Raw genomic sequence first — 17,066 nt, 5'->3', positions numbered from 1 at the left:
AAGGAGGTCGCATTGCTGGCTTATATATCCGGGCGGTTGGTATCGCTCTTGCTTACGACGCTTGCGGCTTCCGTCATCGTCTTTTTGTTGATGCAGGTGCTGCCGGGCGACCCCGCAGCCGTAATCCTTGGTATCAACGCACAGCCTGAAACGTTGGCCGCATTGCATAAGCAACTGGGTCTCGATCAGCCGCTCTGGTGGCGATATCTCACATGGATCGGCGGCTTTTTCATAGGCGATTTCGGCACGAGTTATACCTATTCTGTGCCTATCAGCGAATTGCTCGGACCGCGCATTATGGTCACGCTGCCGCTGGCTTTGCTCTCCATGCTGCTGTCGGTCGCTGTTGCAATTCCGGTGGGCGTTTATGCGGCTTCCAAGCGCGGCAAAACCGGCGATGTTCTGTCGATGGGCGTAGCGCAAGTTGGCGTCGCGGTTCCGAATTTCTGGCTCGGCCTGCTTTTGATCCTATTGTTTGCCTTGCAGCTTGGTTGGTTTCCAGCGTCAGGCTTTGCGGGCTGGGAAATTGGGTTCTGGAATGGCATACGTTCCCTGTTCTTGCCAGCTTTAGCGCTTGCTTTGCCGCTCGCCGCCATCCTTGCACGTGTCACACGCTCGGCAGTGATTGAAACGCTGGGAGAAGATTTTGTGCGCACGGCACGCGCCAAGGGGCTGACACGCAAGGCTGCACTTTGGCGTCATGCGGTGCCAAATGCGCTGATCCCGGTTGTCACGATTATTGGTCTGCAATTTTCGTTTCTTTTGGCAGGAACCATCATTATTGAAAACGTCTTCAATCTCCCCGGCCTTGGGCGATTGGTGTTTCAGGCGATTGCACAACGCGATCTCGTGACCGTGCAGTCGCTGGTAACGCTGCTCGCAGCTTCCGTGATTACCGTCAATTTCATTATCGATCTTGTTTATGGCTTCATTGATCCGCGCCTTTCGACAGGAGGCAGCCGATGAGTGGCGTTCACGCAATCGTCAAACCAAGCCGTTTTCGGACGTTGTTTCTAAGCCGCAGCCTTGTGATCGGCTTCGTGGTCACGCTCATTCTGGTGGCAATGGCTGTTGTGTCTTATTTCTGGACCCCCTATTCGCCAACAGCCATGAATTTCCGCGACAAGCTGCAGGGGCCAAGCCTTAGCCACCTGTTTGGCACGGATAATTTTGGCCGTGACGTGTTTTCCATGATCATGGTCGGCGCGCGTAATTCCATCGCAGTGTCGATTATTGCCGTGTTGGTTGGTGCGGGCATTGGCATTCCACTTGGCGCGCTGGCGGCGGCGCGGGGTGGCCTTGTCGATGGTTTCGTCATGCGCATGACCGATCTGGCCTTTGCCTTTCCGGCATTGCTGACAGCCGTTATCATCACTGCCATTTTTGGCCCCGGTGCGGTCAATGCGATGATTGCAATTGGCATTTTCAATATTCCGGTCTTTGCGCGCGTCACACGCGGTGCATCACTGGGGCTCTGGAAACGAGAATACGTGCAGGCAGCACGTTGTGCAGGACGTGGTGATATATCGATCACGCTTTTGCATGTTCTGCCCAACATCAATCATGTGCTGATTGTGCAGGCGACGATCCAGTTTGCACTCGCAATCGTTGCCGAAGCGGGACTCTCCTATGTGGGGCTTGGCACACAGCCGCCAATGCCAAGCTGGGGCAAGATGCTCAACGATGCACAGACATTCATCTATGACGCGCCATGGCTGGCGATTTTCCCCGGCCTTGCGATCACATTCGCAGTTCTTGGCCTAAACATGCTGGGCGATGGTCTGCGCGATATTCTTGATCCGCGCGTAAGGAGGCAGAGATGACAACACCTTTGCTCGAAATGGACAATATGTCTGTTGAATTGCCGTTTGGCATCCGTACGGCTGATATTGTGTCGGGCATCACGCTGACGCTCAATCGTGGCGAACGCCTTGGCATTGTCGGGGAATCGGGTAGCGGCAAATCGATCACCGCTCTTGCCGCTATGGGTCTGCTGCCCGACCGTATGCAAGTGCGTGGCACGTTGCGCTTCGATGGGCAGGACTTGGCAAACAAGCCAGAAGCGGAACTGTGCAAAATGCGCGGTCGGCGCATGGCGATGATTTTTCAGGAGCCAATGACTGCGCTCAATCCGGTTAAATCCATCGGCGCACAGATTGCCGAGGGACGTCGGCTGCATCTTGGCGAAAGCCGTGCTGATGCCGAGCGAAAGGCGCGCCAGCTTCTCGACCGCGTTGGGTTGCCTGCGCCGCGTTTTAATCTCGATCTGTATCCGCACCAGCTCTCAGGTGGTCAGCGCCAGCGCGTGATGATTGCCATGGCAATTGCCTGCGAGCCTGATCTGCTGATCGCCGACGAACCGACGACCGCGCTCGATGTGACTGTTCAGGCACAAATCCTTGATCTTATGGATGATCTGATCGATGAAACGGGCACAGCGCTGATGCTTATTACCCATGATCTCGGTGTTGTGTCGGAAATGACCGATCGTATCGCAGTGATGTATGCCGGGCGGATCGTGGAAACGGGGCGAACCGAAGCCGTATTCCATCGCATGGCGCATCCTTATGCACGGGGGCTTTTTGCAGCATCTCCACATGGCGCTAATCTGGTTCGCGATCATACGAAGTCGCGCCAGCGCCTCGCTGCAATTCCCGGTGTTGTACCCGATCCACTGGCGCGTCCGCCATATTGCAGCTTTGCTGATCGTTGCGCATTCGTTGAAGAAGACTGCCGCAAATTCAATCCAGAGCTCGATCTGATCGGTGAAAGCGAAGGTATCGCCCATCGCGCTGCCTGTCTGCATCCATGCGATGGCGAGGTGCTGGCATGAGCAAGTTGATTTTGCAGGTTCGAGATGTCGTGCGTGAATATCAGCTCCCGCGTCTTTCATTCTTGTCAAAACCCGGTTCTCTTCGCGTGCTGCATGGCGTGAGTGTCGAGATCGAAGCCGGACAAAGCCTTGGTATTGTTGGTGAAAGCGGTTCAGGTAAATCGACGCTTGCGCGTGCAGTGATGGGCCTGGAACGACCGCAATCGGGCCAGATTCTCATCAATGGTCAGGATATTTATGCGCTTGACCGTTCGAGCCTGCGTGAAGCACGGAAAGGCTTTCAGGCTATCTTTCAAGACCCGTATGGATCGCTTGATCCGCGCCATACGGTCAGGCGCATCATTTCAGAACCAATTGTGTCGCTGGAACGCGGCACAAGTAGCAAAGAGCGCAATGATCGCGTGGCGGAAGTGCTTGAAGCCGTTGGCCTACCGAAGGCTTCAGCCGAAAAATATCCGCATGAGTTTTCAGGCGGTCAGCGCCAGCGCATCGCGATTGCGCGTGCGCTGATCACGAAGCCTGCGCTAATCGTTGCCGATGAACCAGTTTCGGCGCTTGATGTTTCCATTCAGGCGCAGGTTCTCAATCTGATGATGGATTTGCAGGAAAAATTTGGCCTCAGCTACTTGTTTATCAGTCATGATCTTGGCGTCGTGCGGGCCATAACCGACCGCGTTGCAGTAATTTATCACGGCAACATTGTCGAGCAAGGACCGACGAACGAAGTCTTTGACAGTCCGCAGCATGATTATACGCGCGCGCTTGTCGATGCCGTGCCAAAACCTTTTGCAGGACGCCGCAAACGCACGCGACGCATGAACTTTACAATTGCATTGCCGGAATGAAATAAGGGAACACCATGTCTGAACTTGCCGATTTGTCAGCCGTCGAACTCGTCTCCGCTTATAAAACCAAGTCCCTTTCGCCGGTCGAGGTTACGCAAGCTGTTATTAATCGTATTGAGGCTTATGAGCCAAAACTGAATGCGCTTTGGGCTTATGATCCTGATGCAGCCCTTGCATCGGCAAAAGCCTCGGAAACCCGTTGGGCGAACGGCGAGCCAGCTGGTCCAATTGACGGTGTTCCGTTGACGATCAAGGAAAACATTGCCACGAAAGGCACAGCCGTTCCGCTTGGTTGTGCTGCATTGCCACTCAATCCAGCGGCAGTTGATGCGCCACCCGCAGCACGCACGCGCGAGGCTGGTGGCGTGTTGCTTGCCAAAACCACTATGCCCGATCTTGGCATGCTGTCGTCGGGCCTGTCGAGCTTTCATAAACTGGCACGTAATCCATGGGATTTGAAAACTAATCCGGGCGGCTCCAGTGCTGGTGCGGGCAGTGCAGGGGCTGCCGGGTATGGTCCTTTGCATATTGGCACCGATATAGGTGGCTCCATTCGGCTACCTGCCGGCTGGTGCGGTCTTGTTGGTTTGAAACCGTCTTTCGGACGGATTCCAATCGATCCGGCATTTCTTGGACGCGTTGCAGGCCCGATGACGCGGACTGCAGCTGACAGCGCGCTTTATATGTCGGTGCTCTCAAAGCCGGATCGCCGCGATGCGATGAGCTTACCCTATCAGGACATCGACTGGATGGATCTCGACGTCGATGTGAAGGGCCTCAAAATTGGCCTCTGGCTTGATGCCGGTTTTGGCGAACCAACTGGCGATGAAACACACGCGGCTGTCGAAGCTGCAGCGAAGCTGTTCGCGGATGCTGGCGCGATTATTGAGCCTGTGGCGCCATTTCTAAACCGCACCATGATTGATGGTCTTGATCGGTTCTGGCGAGCACGTTCATGGGCCGATGTCTCAAAGATGACGCCGGAAAACCGTGCGAAAATCCTGCCCTATATCTATCAGTGGACTGAAACGGCTCAAGCACTCAATGGTGAGGAAGTCTATTCCGGCTTTTCACAAATAGATGCCATGCGCCATGCAGCACTCGCCGCATCCAAGGATTTCGACTTCATTATTTCGCCGACCTCGCCGATGGCAACTTATCCGGCGGAATGGGCTTCACCCGTCAATGATCCGCAGCGTCCGTTCGAACACATTGCCTTTACCGTTGCGATGAACATGTCGGAACAGCCAGCAGTTTCAATCAATTGCGGCTATACGTCGAAGGGACTGCCCATCGGTTTGCAGATTTTCGGCCAACGCTTCGATGATCTGGGCGTGCTTCGTCTAGCAAAAGCGTACGAAGATATGCGGCCAGCGCAAAAACCATGGCCGATCATTGCTTGATAAAAAGGCCGCATGATGCGGCCTTTTCCTTATTTCGGTCTGAGTGGTGCACGTTCTTTATAACGATCTACAGCGGTCATTTTTTGGATCAGCGGATCGGCATCGCGCCAGCCGTAAATCTCGGTGCGCAGATATTCGAGTTCAGCGTCAAGTTCCTCTTCGCCGACTTCCGTCCACCAGGATTTCGGGCGTCCATCCGTCCCATCCGACCAGCGATAGCGGCGCTCCTTCAGCTTATCTTTCATTTCAAAAGGGCTGTTTTCTGCATAAATGCGCAGTCGCGATTTCTGGCTGGCCTTCAGCAATTCAGCGAAAGGCGTCGTCTTGCCGGATTGTTCCTTCAGCACGGCAAGCAGCGCCTGACAGTCATCTTCGGCGCGATGACCATTGTGGAAATAGCCACTCTGACCAATCAGATAGCCGAGCTTGGTGCCTTCAAAGCCGCGTGCAGTCCAGTCTATTTCCTTTACCGAACAGGTCCATGGCTTGTTTTCGAAAACAGGTGAAAAACGCTCCAGAAATGGCCGGTCAAAACCCGCATTATGCGCAATAATGAGATCCGCATTGCCGATCAATGCTTCAAGCTTCGCGCGCGGAATGAACTGCCCGGCGACCATCTCATCCGTGATGCCGGTGATACGCGTTATCTCTGCAGGAATGGGCTTTGAGGGCTCCTGCAATGCGCTAAAAGTTGCACAAACATCGCCGATAGAACCATCATCCGCATAGCAAAAGGCCACAGCACCGATTTCGATAATTTCTTCCTGCGCAGCGCTGAGGCCCGTCGTTTCAGTATCCACCACAATACCAAGGCGCGGAAAAGCGAGCCTATCCGCATTTGCGACCGTCGGCGGCGGGTCAAGTCGCTGCAGTATGCGATAACGACCACTGTCTTTGAGGCGCTTGACCATCTCCGCCTCGTCAGGGCCTGTTACCTTTCCTGTTCGGGCGCGAACAGGGCGCAGTCCTGCCTGTTTCCCCTCATCCATAATGGGAGGAGTGAAGAGGTCGAACTGATGGCGCATTTAATTTCTCCGCAGTGAAGGCAGCGCTGAACGTCCTTTTAGACGTACAAAGCGCGGTGGGATAGAATGGCATTTTGTTAAGTTTGTACCAAGCCAACAATATAATTAGTAACAGGTAATAATAGGGAGAATGCGTAACAAAGCGTGGCTTATCTCCATCGTGACTTAATAGTATCTGGGGATAAAATTTTTTAGGAAAATAATCAGAAATTGAGGTATCGATTAGATATTATTGTTTGTAATTAATTATTAGCTTCCGCTTATCTAATATAATCTGAAATTTAACAGTAATGATATTGATAATTGATAAAAGTTAACTTGACTTTGCATCTCGTATGTCGTTCCAGATAATCTTCATTAGAAATTTTGTTTTAACAGTTTTCTCAACACTCAGGATTTTACGTGAAGTTCGTTCCGCCTTTGCTAATTATGCTATTTGCAACGACGATGTCAGGCGTCTGGATGCTTGATACGAAGCGCAGGTATATGCTGTTTTTCGGGCTAAGCTTCGCTACTTTTACATGTGGGCTTCTGGTCCAGATTTTGCAGGTTTTTCCGCATCTTGATGTGGCCGCACTTGTGGTAACGGCATTCTATCTCGCTGCTTGCCTCCTGTTTTGTGAGGCGGTTATGCTTCGGCTGGGAGAACAGTTTCCACCATTTGCCGGTGGCTTCATTTGCGCTGTAACACTGGCTGTTATTGGCTACATGGCACAAGCAGGGATGCATTACAGTCATATGGCGACTGCTGCAAATTTCGGCCTTGGTTCCATGCTCACGATCCTCTGCTTCAAGGCAAAAGAACTGGGGAGGGGTGATTGGATAGAGCGTATCTTCCATAACGTTCTGATCGTCTTTGCGGCCCATTTCTTTTTGCGAAGCGTTTTCACAATTAGAATGCTTGATGGCGTCGTGAGCCCTGAGCTACTTGTTGAATCGCGATATTGGGTGTTTGCCACGATTGGACTTTCCTTCGCAGGTGTCCTGTTGGGGCTTCTGATTCTTGTAGTTGCAACCGCTGACGTTATCAACGAATTGCAAGATGAACGGGATGCAGACCCGCTGACTGGCATTCTGAATCGTCGCGGGCTTGAACGATATGCAAATAAGCGGTTGACCGCAGCAGAATGCGGAAATCATGCCGTCATCATAGCTGACATTGATCACTTCAAGACAATTAATGATGAACTCGGCCATGCTGCCGGCGATCAGTTGCTGGTGGAGTTTTCTAATCTGCTTCGTACCATTGGCGACAACGGTAGCATCGTTGGACGCATTGGTGGAGAAGAGTTTCTTCTTTTGATCAAAGGCACTCCAGAACAATGTGAGATGTTCGGCAACAGACTTTGTAACAAAGTTGCACGTCACTCTTTTACGGTTTTACCGGAGGGGCGCAGGGCTACCAGCAGTTTCGGCGTTGCGATGCTGCGTCGTGGTGAAACCTTATGGGAAGCCGCCGAACGAGCGGATAGTGCCTTGATGCGTGTTAAAAAACGTGGTCGCAATCGCGTTGGTGTTGAAGGAAGCGAATTCCCGAGCGCCGCCCATTTAGGTTATCTTCTCACGGCTTGATATAAATCTTGAGCTGATATTTTGTTTTATCCGCTGCCGAAGTTTACAATGCAAACACTTTATTTACCATAATTCAGCATGCTCGACATAGCTTTCTCGTCAGCACTTCGCAGCAGATTTATTCGCCTTTTTGACGAATTCTTATTGCAAAGGGTTGGTTCGAACTTTGTGTTTTATTCGGGTCGAGTACCATGGCGCTTGTTACAGATACATTTGATTTAGGATTTCAATTCGACGTTCATACTTGGAATCCCTTTACTATTCAGCGTAGTAAAAGCCTGTTGCGCTTTACTGCCTTTATTGGTGCCGGTCTTCTCGCAGGGAGTTGCCTGATGGGTGCTCTCGGCCTTTTTGAAGCGGTTTTGCCGGCTTTTGTAACTGTAGCACCAGTTACACGACGTTTACCCGATGCAATGCCACCGCAGCTTGCGGTCGTCGATCACACGATCGGCATTGACCATGTGATCCGTCACCGTTTCATCGAAGCCTACACAGCCGATGCGCCTTATTCCAATCTTGATTGGCATCGTAACAAGTTGGACCATCATTCTGATATAATTGCTGATATCGGCGCTGACGGTATCATTGAAGAAAAGCCGGTGGCCGTGGCAGTGATAACAGAACCACGCTCAGAGCGTGTGCCGTTTATCCCGGCACTAGAAGCCAAGCCGCCTGTGATGGTCATCCCACAAGCAGTTCCCGATTTGCGCACACAACAAGCTTCTGTAGAAGCCGTGCCTGAGTTGTTTACGCCAGATGATGTTCCACTCCCGTCGCGTAGGCCAGTTGTTGTGCAGCCGCGCAAACACGAAGTTGCGAAACTGGCCTATTCGCCAGCGACTGAGCAAGCCGAAGAGCCAAAACATGAGGGCCTTCTCAAGCGATTGTTCCACTCACCGACACGTAGCCGCGCAGCCATTTATGATATTTCCGCTGCAACAGTCTATTTGCCGAGTGGCGAAAAACTGGAAGCCCATTCCGGTATTGGAGCTATGCGTGACAATCCGCGTTCTGTAACGCAGAAAAACCGTGGCGCAACACCGCCGCATACCTATAATTTGCGAATGCGTGAGAGCCTTTTTCATGGTGTGGCAGCAATTCGCCTGACGCCGGTCGATGGCCGCAATCCGCATAATCGCGATGGCCTTCTTGCCCATACTTACATGCTCGGCCGGAATGGTGATTCCAACGGCTGCGTTGTTTTCAAAGATTACAAACGCTTTTTGAGTGCTTTCAAACGTGGTGAATTTAACCAGATGATCGTTGTAGATAGCATGAGTTCCAAGCCGTTGGGTGTTGCTTCTCTTCTCTGATAAAATAGGGCCAGACGAATGCCTGGCCCTATAATGTTTCATAGAGTGGTTCCCGTTTAAGCAGAATCGTCGGACCGCTCCATCTATTTGTTTTATGCATTACCCAAAACAAAACCGCTGCGCAGTTTTGTTGGAAATGCTCTGTTACCGATGCGCGACCGGGCGAACCAGCGGCGTTACACGCCTGATGGTAACGCGGCGGTTTTCCTGTTCGGCTGCTTGTGTGCGGATTTTCAGGAAGCGTTCGCCATAGCCCTGTGTGACAAGGTTTTCAGCCGGGATGTCGTAAACTTCAGTCAACAGGCTGGCGACCGATTCCGCGCGCTTGTCGGATAGTACGAGATTGGACCTGTCCGAGCCGACAGCGTCCGTATGCCCTTCAATAAAGAACGTTTCTCCAGGGTCTTTCTGCAATACCTTGTGCATTGCATCGGCGACCTTGCGCAAGGTTTTGGCCTGTGAAAGCGATACCTCGGCGCTGCCTGTCGAGAATTGGATTGTATCGAGATCGATACGGCGCACCTTGTCGCGCAGGCGCGCTGAATGCCTAACTTCATTAATCGTATAGACGCGCTCGACGCGTTCAACCGGTGGTCTTGAAAGGAAATCATAGTAGTCACGATCAGGGTCATCAGCAACGTCGATAATATAATCCTGGACTGGAACAGTCAGGCGCATCGGTGGCAGATCATATCCGACATCGACAATCGCCGCACGCGGACCATCATCGTATTCCGGCGCATACATCATCAGATACTCATTGCCATCATCATCTATACGGTTTCTCTGAATGATATCGCCATAGCGATTATAAACTGTCACGACTTCATAACCGCCTGGGCGCACGATTGTTTCGCGCATGCGTCCGTCGGGAAGCTCGTCATAATAAGAGCGCTCGGCATCGCGACGCAGGCGAGGGCGATCGTCCCCGCGAACAAAGATACGATCCCCAGTTTCGAGAATAACGCGATTGTCGACCTGTTCAACGACTTTTACATTCGTAACGTTGTTTACATTGTTGACAGTCGTATTATTCACCACAGTATTGTTTACAATGGTATTGTTGATGATGTTCGTGGTTTCCGGCACGGCAAATGCAGGTGCCTGCTCAATGCGAACACCTTCTTCTTTCAGATTGGCTTGCATCCGTTTCGGCAAATCAGCCTGCATCGCCTCGGGAATTGCAACCTGCGCGGCGGCGTCATCGGTGGGCGGCGGAACATTTTCCTCGGACGCACGCTGTTGTTCACGCTGTTTGCGGCGATCATCGCGGGACTGATTGCCGCCACGATTGTCGGCGTCCTTATCACTATCGAGAATCGCCGCGCCATTTTCAACCGGGAGAACTACAGTTTCGTCGGTCTTAGCAGGATCTTTGGCTATTTCCTGATTTTCGGCATCGCTGCGCTGATCAACGATAGCTTCGGTGGGCGCTACAGGCTGCTGCTGTTCCGCGCGCGGTTGCTCCGCTGGTTGCTCAATAGGCGGCTGCGGCGCATCCGCTGGCTGCACGCCCTTGACGGCTGGTTGTTCAACCGGAGCTTGAGGCGATGCTGGCTCCTCCGGTGATGGCTGTTGGGCTTTATTTTCGGGTGATGTTGCAGGTGCTGGGGTTTCCTGTTGTGGCTCATCAATAGGTGCGGCTGGTGCTTCCGGAACGGGCTGCTGTTCAGCTTCTTGTTTTGCAGCTTCCTCGGCAGCCTTCTGCCGAGCTTCTTGCTCAATAGCCTTGTGTTCTTCAGTCTCCTGCTGTTCTGCAGCCTGACGTTTCGCTTCTTCGGCTGATTTTTCTTGTTCGCGAGCCTGTTTGTCAGATTCTTCCTGTGCCGCCTTTCGCGCCTCATCAGCGCGACGACGCATTTCTTCTTCAGCCGCACGCTGTTGTTGTTCCGCTTCCTGACGCGCCTGCTCAGCTTGTTTGCGCAATTCCTCTTCGTTCAGGCGTTGCTCTTCCGCTGCACGCTGTTGCTCGGCAGCTTCGCTTTGGGCCTGTTCTGCGGCGCGTTGTTGCTCCTTTGCCTGGCGGTCAGCTTCTTCCTGAGCTAATCTTTGCTGTTCCTCAGCCAAACGTCGGTTTTCTTCTTCAGCTGCACGTTGCTGTTCCTCAGCCGCACGACGCGCTTCATCCTGTGCGCGTTGGAGCTCTTCTTCCTGCTGTTGTTGCAGGTTTTGACCATTAGAAGGCTGTTCGCCGCTTTCCTGTGCAAGCAATATTGGCGCATAGAATGTTTCAGCAAATGTTGGTTTCGCGATCATGGATACCGATAGTGCCGGCACAACGACCGTGGCAAGAAGCACCAAGCGCTTCGAACGAATAGACATGTTCCTGCTCCTTAAGAAAGGCGGGGAATGCGAACATCACGTTTCAGTGATATACGTAAGGGGTGCCATCGATATGTGCCGATTAAGAACAAAGTGCGACAGCCTCACAAAATCGTTAACTGTTAAATAGTGAACTTAAGCTGAATGGCGATATTGCGGAGTTTATTATCTCATCAAATAAAATGACGGTCTTTTACAGACAGCCGCCGCAATCGTTGTACGCTGATAAATGAAGCTGGCTGTTATCCCAATGTCATCTGTTTTTCCTATCTCAACCCCGCACGCATTACACAGTGGGGATTTCTGATATGCGCAAACTTTGGAAAAGCTACCCAAGTGCATCATGTCGTTGGTGAGGTTATCTGATTAAGCTGCTTCCTGCAAAAGTGGAGCAAAGACCTCGGCTGGTGTCTTAAATCCAAGACACTTCCGCGGGGTTGCATTGAGTTTGTGGGCGAGGGCAGTTAACTGAGCCTGGCTGACCTGCGCCAGATTCGTGTTGCTGGGTAAGTACCGTCGGATGCGCTTGTTGATGTTCTCAATAGCGCCTTTCTGCCATGGTGACTGCGGATCACAGAACCATGTTTGCGACCCGATCCCATTCTGCAGATAAGCCCATTCTGTAAACTCAGTGCCACGATCAAACGTGATGGAGCGACGGGCTATTTGGGGCAGGGGTTGGAGTACCCTAATCACCCCATCCATCACTGGTCGTGACTGACGATCATTATTGCGCAACAAAACCGTAAAGCGGCTCACCCGCTCGTCCAGAGACGTCACATTGGCGTTGCCAAACCTCTTGCGAAACTGGATAAGGTCGCATTCCCAGTGTCCGAACTGCTTGCGTCTGGCGACCATATCCGGCCGGTGTAAGATGCTCAGTTCTGGCGGAAATCGGCGTCCATGATGACGCCGAGCATGCCGTGGGCGTCGTTTGGCACGGCGCTCAGGCAGATATTTCCAAAGCCCTTCTTTGCGACCATCAGCAGAATACACAAACTGATAGATCGTTTCATGACTGACAGAGATTGGATGGCGTTCCAATCGCATTCTCCCTGCAATCTGTTGCGGCGACCATCCATCGCTAATGTGATCGATCACGGACTGCCGTAGCTCATCATACCGGATCAGCTTACGTTGCTTCGAACGCCGCTCGCGGGATTTCTGCTCGGCAATCGTGCAGTAATAGCCGTTTAAATCCTTGATCTCATCATCGTGAAACTGATTGCGCTTGAGTTCACGAAAAATGGTCGAGCGGTGCCTTCCAAGCTTCTCAGCAATAACGTCAACGGAGAGCTTTGCGGTGCGCCAGCGTGCTATTCTGCGGCGTTCATCCAGATCAATATGCGCGTAGGTGCGTTCCATGACAGGTTCCTTGCATTGGATAACTCATTGTTATCATTTGCAAGTCGCACTTCAAACTAGAACCCACCCTTGTTATAAACCTTGATCACATAAGATAGGTTATGGAACTACTATATTTTATAAAATCAAGCTCTATTTGATCTCAGGAGGTGTAAAGCGCTGCCCCCGTAATTGTTGCCTCAGCATACATGCAAGTCAGCATATGATGTGACATACGATGCTCGTTAAAGCTCATATCCAAGGTTGGTTTTCCACAGAGCAAACGAACTGATCAAAACTTGAGCGAATCGTCATCGTGTTGGCTAAGCTGGCTTGGTGCTTTGTTGATCGAAAACTCCCCAAAAGGTGGAGTTTTCTCTATATTAGAAAGTTTGAAATTTTGGATATTTCTCATTTGAATAAAAGTCAGCGTACCAATTTTGTGCTTTCTAATTTAGCCTTTACACCGGGAATAAGACAGATAATACAGTAAGTTAATAACTTCGCTTGCAAGAGAAAATCTTATCCATAAGATGCACGCCATTTCGAATATTACTCAGGAGGAGTTCTTCGTGTTCCGCAAAACTTTACTGACAGGTGTCTGTCTTGCCGTACTGATGGGCGCAGCTTCGGCTGAAGTTGTTCTCAACCGTGGCAATGATACAGACCCGGCAACGCTCGATCATCATCGCACTTCCACAGTCTCGGAAGGCAACGTTCTTCGTGATCTTTACGATGGACTGACAATTCAAAATGCCGATGGTGAAGCTGTTCCTGGCGTTGCGAAGTCATGGGATATTTCGGAAGACGGTCTGGTTTACACCTTCCATCTGCGCGACAATGCAAAATGGTCGAATGGTGATCCGGTGACGGCTGAGGATTTCAGCTTTGCTTTCCACCGTCTGATGGACCCGAAAACTGCTGCCGGTTATGCCAGCATGCTGTTCGTTATCAAGAATGCAGAAGATGTTGCTGGTGGTAAGAAGCCAGTCGATGAACTCGGTGTTGAAGCCGTTGATGAGCACACACTGAAAGTCACACTGAACTCCCCTGCTCCGTATTTCCTTGAGCTTCTAACGCACCAGACAGGCTTTCCGCTCCACAAGAAGAGCGTTGAAGAAAATGGCGACAAGTTCACTACACCTGGCAAGCTTGTCACCAATGGCGCTTATGAACTGGTCAGCTTTACGCCCAATGACAAGATCGTCATGAAGAAGAATCCGAACTATTACGAAGCGGATCAGGTGAAGATCGGCACCATCAACTGGATTCCATTCGAAGATCGTGCAAGCTGCATGCGTCGTTTCGAGGCCAAGGAAGTTCAGATTTGCTCTGACGTTCCGGCTGAGCAAATGGATTATGTGAAGAAGAACCTTGCCAACGAATTCCGTATGGCACCGTATCTCGGCGTCTACTATCTGCCGGTCAAAGGCAAGGCTGCCGATAGCAAGCTGAAAGACCCGCGCGTTCGTCAGGCCATTTCCATGGCAATTGACCGCGACTTCATCGCTGATCAGGTTTGGCAGGGTACGATGTTGCCGGGTTACTCATTGGTTCCTCCGGGCATCAACCACTACGTCAAGGATGCTCCGAAGCTCGACTATTCCGATGACATGCTCGATCGTGAAGACAAGGCGAAGGAGCTGTTGAAAGAAGCTGGCGTTGAGCCGAATACGCTGTCCATCGAACTTCTCTACAACACATCCGAAAATAACAAGAACACAATGGCGGCAATTGCCGACCAGCTTGGCAATATCGGTGTCAAAGCTTCACTTAATGAAACTGAAGGCGCATCTTACTTTAACTTCCTGCGCGAAGATGGCCCGTTCGATATTGCGCGTGCCGGCTGGATCGGTGATTACAACGATCCACAGAACTTCCTCTACATTGCCCAGAGTGATGTCAGCTTCAACTATTCCAAAGTAAAAAACCCGGAATATGATGCGAAGATGGCCGAAGCATCGAAGATTCTCGATCTGGATGCACGCGCTAAGGTTCTGGCCGAAGCCGAGCAGCTTAAGCTCGACGACATGAGCAATATTCCAATCCTTTATTATTCCTCACGCGCACTTGTTTCAGACAAGGTTGACGGTTGGAACGATAATCTGATGGACAGCCACAAGACCCGCTGGCTTTCCTTGAAACAATAATTTTCAGCTTGGGTTGCGTCTTACGGCGCGGCCCTTTTCATGTGGTCTTTCCAAGGTAATGCTATTGTTTCCAAGTATTTCCGAATATTTGGTGCATTTTCTTCAATGCATGCTGCATGGCGACTGCCCGTAAATACCAAACAAAAACCCTTAAAGGGATTTGCCGATCCGGTTTAATCCGGTTCAGCAAAGAAGGGAAAATGAAAATGCTGGGCTACACGCTCCGACGATTGGGTAGTGCAATACCGACCATCTTTATCATCGTCACACTGACTTTCTTCCTGATCCGGCTTGCGCCGGGTGGTCCTTTCGACCTTGAGCGTCCGATTGATCCTTTGATCCTCGAAAACCTCAAGAAAGCCTATAATATGGATGCGCCACTATGGCAGCAGTACCTTATTTATCTTGGCAATCTTATGCAGGGCGATCTCGGCCCAAGTTTTACGCGCCGCGATTTCTCTGTAAACGATCTGTTTGCATCCGGTCTGCCTGTATCGATTATGCTGGGCTCTCTTGGTCTGTTGCTCGCAACAATCCTAGGCACATTTCTGGGCACGATGGCAGCACTCAGGCAGAATTCGAGCGTTGACTATTTCGTCGTAGCACTCGCAACATTCGGCATCACCACGCCCAATTTCGTCGTCGCCCCCCTGCTCAGTCTGCTGTTCGGCGTCATTCTCGGCTGGGTTCCAGCTGGCGGCTGGTCATCGGCCAATGTGCTTTACTGGGTTTTGCCTGTGCTTACGCTGGCATTGCCGCAAGTTGGCGTTATTGCGCGTCTTGTGCGCGGCGCAACCATTGAAGCACTGCGCGCCAACCATGTACGCACAGCACGTGCCTATGGTCTGCCAGCGCGCGTGGTGGTTGGCGTTCATGCATTGCGCGCGGCCATGCTTCCCGCAGTATCCTATCTTGGTCCTACAGCAGCCGGCCTTCTGACTGGCTCTGTCGTTGTTGAAACAATTTTCGGCATTCCCGGTATCGGACGTTATTTCGTTCAAGGCGCTTTGAGCCGCGATTATACCCTCGTCATGGGCACGGTTGTCGTCATCTCGATCTTTGTCGTGGTCTTCAACCTGATCGTCGATCTTCTTTATGCATGGCTTGATCCGAGGGTGCGCTATGACTGATTTAACAGCAGCAACACAAACGGAAACCTTTGGCTCCGTGCAAGGTCGTTCGCTCTGGCAGGATGCCTGGCTTCGGCTGCGCAAGAACAAGGCAGCGGTTACCAGCGCCGTCGTTCTTGTTATCCTGGCTCTTGCCGGGATTTTCGGGCCGATGATCAGCCCGCATCCATACGACAAAATTTATCCGCAATTCGTGCGTGTGGCCCCTAGTCTTGAAGCCTATCCACGTGCGGATACAATCATGCCGGGCCTTGATCGCGAGCTTGCCCGCGCCCGTCTTCAGCCTTCCGCTGAACCGGAAATGACCGGCAGTAACATCGTTGTTGATTTTACCGCTCAGCGCCCGACCGATGAGCGCGTGCTTCGTTATTTCCAGCGTTCTGATCTGTTCAGCAATCCGAAGATTGAACTCGCAAGCGATGGTCTGTCGGGCAAACTGACACTTAATGTGGCGCGCAATTATTTTGTGCTCGGCACCGATAATCTTGGCCGTGATTTGATGACCCGCATTTTCATTGGGGTGCGTATTTCGCTTGCCATTGGTTTGCTGGCTTCTGCCATGGCGCTGGTGCTTGGTGTCAGTTATGGCGCAATTTCGGGCTATCTGGGGGGGCGTATCGATAATGTCATGATGCGGCTTGTCGATATCCTCTATTCGCTGCCGTTCATTTTCTTCGTCATATTGCTGCTTGTCTTCTTCGGGAGGTCGATATTCATCATCTTCATTGCCATTGGCGCGACTGAATGGCTGGATATGGCGCGTATTGTGCGTGGACAGACACTCAGCCTTAAGCGGCAGGAATTCGTTCAGGCAGCGGAGGCTCTTGGCGCAACGCGGCGCGGTATCATTACACGCCATATTATTCCCAATGCGCTCGGTCCGGTTATCGTTTTCGTCACGTTGCTTGTTCCAAAGGCTATCTTGCTCGAAAGTCTTCTTTCGTTTCTGGGGCTTGGTGTGCAGGATCCCCTCACCTCCCTTGGCCTGCTCATCTCGGAAGGTGCCCAGAACATGCGTGGCGCAAGCTGGCTGTTGATCTGGCCAGCCGCAACGCTCACCATCATTTTGTTTGCGCTGAACTTCCTTGGCGATGGCCTGCGTGACAGCCTTGACCCGAAGGATCGCTGA

13 protein-coding genes are annotated in these 17,066 nt (G+C 51.8%); 10 read left to right on the top strand and 3 right to left on the bottom strand.

Translation table 11 applies throughout. From position 1 onward, the window contains the following. Positions 1-12 precede the first annotated feature (12 nt). The 5 genes from CEV31_RS15120 to CEV31_RS15100 are packed head-to-tail and all read left to right on the top strand — an operon-like array spanning position 13 to position 5,081. Complete coding sequence (locus CEV31_RS15120; protein ID WP_094507974.1) at positions 13-966, top strand: ABC transporter permease; 954 nt, start codon at positions 13-15, stop codon at positions 964-966. Next, positions 963-1,823, top strand: a complete 861-nt coding sequence (locus CEV31_RS15115; RefSeq protein ID WP_094507972.1) for an ABC transporter permease — start codon at positions 963-965, stop codon at positions 1,821-1,823. Before CEV31_RS15120 ends, CEV31_RS15115 begins: the two co-directional genes overlap by 4 nt. Then, entirely contained in the window at positions 1,820-2,833 is a 1,014-nt protein-coding gene (locus CEV31_RS15110; RefSeq protein WP_094507970.1) for an ABC transporter ATP-binding protein, read from the top strand. Before CEV31_RS15115 ends, CEV31_RS15110 begins: the two co-directional genes overlap by 4 nt. After that, a complete protein-coding gene (locus tag CEV31_RS15105) occupies positions 2,830-3,678 on the top strand; it encodes an ATP-binding cassette domain-containing protein (RefSeq protein WP_094508577.1) in 849 nt (282 codons plus the stop codon). Before CEV31_RS15110 ends, CEV31_RS15105 begins: the two co-directional genes overlap by 4 nt. Before the next feature lie 14 nt (positions 3,679-3,692). Further along, a complete protein-coding gene (locus tag CEV31_RS15100) occupies positions 3,693-5,081 on the top strand; it encodes an amidase (RefSeq protein ID WP_094507968.1) in 1,389 nt (462 codons plus the stop codon). Between the two features lie 29 nt (positions 5,082-5,110). Here CEV31_RS15100 and CEV31_RS15095 read toward each other — a convergent pair whose 3' ends face one another. Continuing rightward, a complete protein-coding gene (locus CEV31_RS15095; protein WP_094507966.1) occupies positions 5,111-6,106 on the bottom strand; it encodes a 3'-5' exonuclease in 996 nt (331 codons plus the stop codon). A 402-nt stretch (positions 6,107-6,508) separates the two neighbouring features. Between CEV31_RS15095 and CEV31_RS15090 the strand changes: the two genes are divergently transcribed. Continuing rightward, positions 6,509-7,678: a GGDEF domain-containing protein gene (locus CEV31_RS15090; RefSeq protein ID WP_094507964.1), complete on the top strand. Its 1,170-nt coding sequence runs from the start codon at positions 6,509-6,511 to the stop codon at positions 7,676-7,678. A gap of 191 nt (positions 7,679-7,869) precedes the next feature. Continuing rightward, a complete protein-coding gene (locus CEV31_RS15085) occupies positions 7,870-8,991 on the top strand; it encodes a DUF2778 domain-containing protein (protein WP_094507962.1) in 1,122 nt (373 codons plus the stop codon). 144 nt (positions 8,992-9,135) lie between these two features. On the opposite strand, the gene CEV31_RS15080 is transcribed toward CEV31_RS15085, so the two are convergent. Together CEV31_RS15080 and CEV31_RS15075 are read right to left on the bottom strand one after the other, a co-directional pair. Continuing rightward, the gene (locus tag CEV31_RS15080; protein WP_094507960.1) at positions 9,136-11,313 is read right to left on the bottom strand and encodes an OmpA family protein; all 2,178 of its coding nucleotides are present in this window, start codon (positions 11,311-11,313) and stop codon (positions 9,136-9,138) included. Between the two features lie 366 nt (positions 11,314-11,679). Beyond that, on the bottom strand, positions 11,680-12,678 hold the full coding sequence (locus CEV31_RS15075; protein WP_094507958.1) for an IS30 family transposase: 999 nt from the start codon (positions 12,676-12,678) through the stop codon (positions 11,680-11,682). Between the two features lie 551 nt (positions 12,679-13,229). On the opposite strand from CEV31_RS15075, the gene CEV31_RS15070 reads away from it, so the two are divergent. The 3 genes from CEV31_RS15070 (at position 13,230) to CEV31_RS15060 (ending at position 17,066) form a co-directional block, all read left to right on the top strand. After that, positions 13,230-14,807, top strand: a complete 1,578-nt coding sequence (locus CEV31_RS15070) for a peptide ABC transporter substrate-binding protein (RefSeq protein ID WP_094508575.1) — start codon at positions 13,230-13,232, stop codon at positions 14,805-14,807. A 206-nt stretch (positions 14,808-15,013) separates the two neighbouring features. After that, positions 15,014-15,937, top strand: coding sequence for an ABC transporter permease subunit (locus tag CEV31_RS15065; protein WP_094508573.1), 924 nt, complete (start codon positions 15,014-15,016; stop codon positions 15,935-15,937). Then, positions 15,930-17,066, top strand: coding sequence for an ABC transporter permease (locus CEV31_RS15060; RefSeq protein ID WP_094507956.1), 1,137 nt, complete (start codon positions 15,930-15,932; stop codon positions 17,064-17,066). The genes CEV31_RS15065 and CEV31_RS15060 overlap by 8 nt, the downstream gene beginning before the upstream one ends.

This window comes from Brucella thiophenivorans, from assembly GCF_002252445.1.
GTDB classification, from domain to species: domain Bacteria; phylum Pseudomonadota; class Alphaproteobacteria; order Rhizobiales; family Rhizobiaceae; genus Brucella; species Brucella thiophenivorans.
The sequence above is the reverse complement of the archived record's forward strand: the minus strand, read 5'-3'. Positions and strand labels throughout refer to the sequence as shown.

What these genes read in the sequence shown, in the direction of transcription:
- CEV31_RS15110 (WP_094507970.1), top strand. Translation starts at nt 1,820, where the DNA reads ATGACAACACCTTTGCTCGAAATGGACAATATGTCTGTTGAATTGCCG.
- CEV31_RS15065 (WP_094508573.1), top strand. Translation starts at nt 15,014, where the DNA reads ATGCTGGGCTACACGCTCCGACGATTGGGTAGTGCAATACCGACCATC.
- CEV31_RS15060 (WP_094507956.1), top strand. Translation starts at nt 15,930, where the DNA reads ATGACTGATTTAACAGCAGCAACACAAACGGAAACCTTTGGCTCCGTG.
- CEV31_RS15080 (WP_094507960.1), bottom strand. Translation starts at nt 11,313, where the DNA reads ATGTCTATTCGTTCGAAGCGCTTGGTGCTTCTTGCCACGGTCGTTGTG.
- CEV31_RS15105 (WP_094508577.1), top strand. Translation starts at nt 2,830, where the DNA reads ATGAGCAAGTTGATTTTGCAGGTTCGAGATGTCGTGCGTGAATATCAG.
- CEV31_RS15115 (WP_094507972.1), top strand. Translation starts at nt 963, where the DNA reads ATGAGTGGCGTTCACGCAATCGTCAAACCAAGCCGTTTTCGGACGTTG.
- CEV31_RS15085 (WP_094507962.1), top strand. Translation starts at nt 7,870, where the DNA reads ATGGCGCTTGTTACAGATACATTTGATTTAGGATTTCAATTCGACGTT.
- CEV31_RS15100 (WP_094507968.1), top strand. Translation starts at nt 3,693, where the DNA reads ATGTCTGAACTTGCCGATTTGTCAGCCGTCGAACTCGTCTCCGCTTAT.
- CEV31_RS15095 (WP_094507966.1), bottom strand. Translation starts at nt 6,106, where the DNA reads ATGCGCCATCAGTTCGACCTCTTCACTCCTCCCATTATGGATGAGGGG.
- CEV31_RS15075 (WP_094507958.1), bottom strand. Translation starts at nt 12,678, where the DNA reads ATGGAACGCACCTACGCGCATATTGATCTGGATGAACGCCGCAGAATA.